Origin of the sequence: Paracoccus sp. FO-3, assembly GCF_006386455.1 — a bacterium.
Lineage (GTDB): Bacteria > Pseudomonadota > Alphaproteobacteria > Rhodobacterales > Rhodobacteraceae > Paracoccus > Paracoccus versutus.
This window is the reverse complement of record NZ_VCBQ01000196.1, coordinates 1-3,977: the sequence shown is the minus strand read 5'-3', so window position 1 is coordinate 3,977 and position 3,977 is coordinate 1. Positions and strand designations below refer to the sequence as shown.

The window sequence follows — 3,977 nt, the reverse complement described above, 5'->3', positions numbered from 1 at the left end:
CTTGCCGTTATGCTGGATGAAGGGCATGAAGTTTTTGCCAGTCAGTATACACGTCAGATCACACTATCGTTTCAATTGGCCATTGGTGCAGAAAGCTTATGCGGCACGCCATGTTCGTTCAAATAGTCGTAGAAGCGCTTGTACCCTTCAGCATATCTCGCCGCGAATCTATCCGTCCGGTAATATTTATCGAAAATATCTCCCACCGTTTTTTCCTCCGTAAGCGCCTTCAATGGAGCTTGAGGTAGGCCGTGATAGTCACAGAATTCCTGAGTCCGGCTGTCATGAACAACCCATAAGCTGGGCACACCCGATTGCATAGCGGCCATATTGCCATGAAACCGTGTTCCAATGGACGCATCGAGGCCCGCGTTGCTAAGCTTGCCGAACCAAGGTGGCATCGAGTAAAATTGGAAGAACTTATTTCTTACCCAACGATGAAACTCTTTAAAATCAAGGCGCCCAGATTCAAAAAGCTTATAAAGCCCTGGCTTGAGTAGGGAGCGCACATCGGCGGGAAGATCATCAATAGCGATGCCTTCGTCCAGCTTCACGAGTTCATACTCAAGATGCTCAGTTTGTCCTATATATAGCGCGCCTTCAGACATTGCCGCGGTTATGAGGGGCAACTCTCGCGTATGGCTAGTAACATTAACCACCATACGACTCAGATGAGGCGTTTTTTCCAACTCCGGCAATTTAAAATCTGGCCGGCAGCTAATAAAGCAAGATTGACATCCAATAACTTCAACATTGTGGACACCAAACCGCCTACAAAGATCCGCAGTAAACTCCCCCCTAACCGCAATCTTCGGAGAGTAATGCGAAATCACAGAAAGGAGGCGTTTCGTCTCCGCCGAAACGTCCATGTCGGAAAATGATTGACCGAGCTTGGCCTGCGCCCCCAGACCAAATACCACCACTGGGAGATTAAGCTTTTCAATCGCATCGGCCATTTTCTTATGGCTCGAATCAAAAATATTATCGTTACCGTCTCTAATCCCATTTGCCGTGACAAAGGCAATGTGCGTCATCTCAGCCCGATACTTCTCAATCATCTCTTCAGTAAGATTATCCGAAGAAATATTCTGGTATTGGCCAACGATATAACGGGCGGCAAAGCCATGCAAAAAGTTTCCTGTGTTTTCGCGCGAACCTTCTCGCCTCTGCGAAGAAATTCCGAGGAATCCGACACTGCCTCCTTCTGCTGGGAGAACAAAGTCGGTCGCTGATTGATCTTTGGGCATATTTATCTCCACGTAAGGGATTATCGAGAAACCAAGACGCTCATGCGCTGGTATTTTCCGTTTCTAATTGATTTATGCGCCGCTCCAGCCGGCGAATACGCTGCGCTTGGTCTAACGTGATTTCCAACAGCACATCAAACAATCGATTACGCAAAGCACCCATTTCTGGCTTCGACGGAGGGGACTTGGAGGATGTGCGCAAGTCGAATCCGAAAGCTTCCGCAAATTGGTCAAAAAGTGCTGCCTGCTCGCGAATGATCAAATCGGTTTCGGAATAGTCGAAGCTTTCCTCTATCACATCTTCTAGTTTCGGAACGGTAACCAGATTTCGGGAAACGGTTTGATCGAAGACGGCAGGCAGTACATGCTTAGGAAACCGGTTATTGAATAGGGCTCGCATGACGATCTCGGCATCCTCTCCACGTTCCAGCACCCGTTTGTCTGGAACATTGAGTTCGAACCCGATAGTCTTGATAAAATCTCCTACAATATCCGCGGTCTGGTCATAAGACCGTACTTCCAAAATGTCTCCCATCTGCTTATGCCACTGTAGCAGCCCAGAATACCAATGCACCAGCTTGCGCGCCTTGACTGCGTAGGGTTGCACCGGCCCAGGATCGACTTTGTCACGAACGCCCCACTGCACATAAGCCGAGGGCAACCAAGCTGCCGGATGGCGGGCATAGCCGATAATCCGCAGAGTGATTCCTGCCTCGCGCAGTCGATCTATCATCGGTTTTATCTGCCGAGCCTTCCCCGAAAGCGCCTCATTAGAAAGGATGAAAGTCTGTATTCCGGTCCCCGACCGGGCGCGCAGTACTTCAATCAGCACATCTGCGGAGCGCGCCATCTCTTCTGGCGGAAGGCTAAAAAACTGATCTTGATTTTGGACGCCTCGAAAGCGGGGGTCCAGCATATCAAACCACATACCAAGGTATTCGGCCCCTTGCGCAGCAAGTCGGTCGGCGCTGGCCAACAAAGCAGCCTGGATCGCACTGGATCCGGTTTTGCCCATTCCAATATGCAGAATCAGCTCCACGGCGTTTCACCTTCGTTGATCTGGCTATAGGAAAAAGGCGCCGGATACCGCTTGGATTTCATTGTTTTTCCCAACCTTATTTCTTCTTCTTATCCGCAGTCTGCATGAATTCCAGCCGCTCGATCAAAGGCTCAACGGCACCGTCCCAATCGCGCCCCCGCATGTCCGCGCGCGCCTGCGCCGAAAGGCGCTGGACCAAGCCGGGATCGCCAGCCAGGCGCGTCAATGCGGTCAGGGCCTCGGCGATGGTCTCGGACTGGGACAGGACGATGCCGTTGTCCCATTGCCGCAAGACCTCGGTCACGGCACCCGCATCCGTGGCCATGGGAATGACCCCCGAACGCATCGCCTCCAGGATCGTCAGCGGCAGCCCCTCGTAATAGGACGGCAGGATGAAGACATCCGCCCATTCGAAGGCCGCCGCCAACCCCTCGGGCGTGGTCAACGGCGGCTCGAGCAGCGCGCCGATATGCGGCGGGATCTCCAGCGTGCTGTCGCCCAGCACTGCCTTGCCGATCAGCCGCCACTCGACCGGAAGGCGCGCCGCCTCCGCCGCCTCGACGATGGAGATCAGCCGCTCGACGCCCTTCTGGTGATCGAGCCGCCCCAGGTAGATCACCCGCAGCGGATCGGTCGGCGAGCGCACGGCCCGGCGGGCGTCGATCCGCGCCTCGGCCCCTTCGGGCAGGTCGAAGCTGGGGGCGTTCAGCAAGGGCACGATCTTGTCGGCGGGAATACCCATGCCGTGGCACCAGTCGCCCAGTTGCTCGGAGCAGGGCAGCACGGCGTCATAGGCATGTTCGAAGGCCAGCCCCAGGTAGGTGTTGCCGACCAGCCGCTTGAACGGGCTCTGGTCGCTCAGATGCAGCGACAGCGCCGTCTTGACGCCAAAGCGCTTCAGCCGCCCCATCACGCCCGAGATCGCGCCACCGTGGAAGTTGATGACCGCATCCAGCCAGGCCAGCATCGCCGCGGCCTGGCGCTGGTCGCCGAAGCGCGACCAATCGGGCACGTCGGTGCCCAGATAGTTGGAATTCGCCGGCCCCCAGGTCGAAAAATTCGCATCCGCCAAGAAGGTGACGCTGTCGAAGGTCTCGCGCCATTCCTCGCTGAACTGGCAGCTCTGCGCCTCCAGAACGAACAGATGCGGCCGCCAGCCGGCGCGTTTCATCGCGCGCGCGGTGTTTAGCGCCACCCGCTCGACCCCGCCGAATTCGACCAGGGGCAAGACGAAGCCGATGTCGCGCCCGTCCTTGGCCACGCGCGGATAGGCGGCGTCGGCCTTGGTGGGCACGCGGCTGATCTCATGCGTCCGCGACCGCCAGGGAATATCGGGATTGCGCCAGTCCCAGCTATAGGCCAGCGCACCGCGGTTGGGCGAGGCATGGCAGCGCGCGGCCAGCGCGACGAAGTCATGCGCGGCCGCAGTGTAAAGCTCTTCGCCGGCCGAAAACAGCGAATGGGGCAATTGCAGGCGCAAAAGCGTGGTGGGCACGCCACAGGGACGCGCGGCGATACCGGTGGCCCAGGCGATCGAACTGTCGCGCACAATGGCGGCCAGCGTGCCGGGCCGGACCATCAGCATGGCGGGATGCAGCTCGACCGAGCCCTGCGCCTCCTGCTCGCTCCAGCCGATGCGGTCGGCTTCGCACGGCTCGATCTCGAGCGCGGCGAAGCAATGCTGGGTCAGG

At 57.0% G+C, this 3,977-nt stretch carries 3 protein-coding genes; all 3 read right to left on the bottom strand.

Features of this window, described 5'->3' with window-relative positions; translation table 11 throughout:
- Positions 1-71 precede the first annotated feature (71 nt).
- Positions 72-1,247, bottom strand: coding sequence for a polysaccharide pyruvyl transferase family protein (locus FE811_RS26005; protein WP_140849395.1), 1,176 nt, complete (start codon positions 1,245-1,247; stop codon positions 72-74).
- Between the two features lie 40 nt (positions 1,248-1,287).
- Positions 1,288-2,286, bottom strand: a complete 999-nt coding sequence (locus FE811_RS26000; protein ID WP_140849393.1) for a polysaccharide biosynthesis protein — start codon at positions 2,284-2,286, stop codon at positions 1,288-1,290.
- Between the two features lie 76 nt (positions 2,287-2,362).
- The coding region (locus FE811_RS25995; RefSeq protein WP_140849391.1) for a glycosyltransferase family 4 protein at positions 2,363-3,977 on the bottom strand (1,615 nt) is incomplete at its 5' end.

Coding starts and splice junctions, on each gene's coding strand:
- FE811_RS26005 (WP_140849395.1), bottom strand. CDS start 1,247: ATGCCCAAAGATCAATCAGCGACCGACTTTGTTCTCCCAGCAGAAGGA.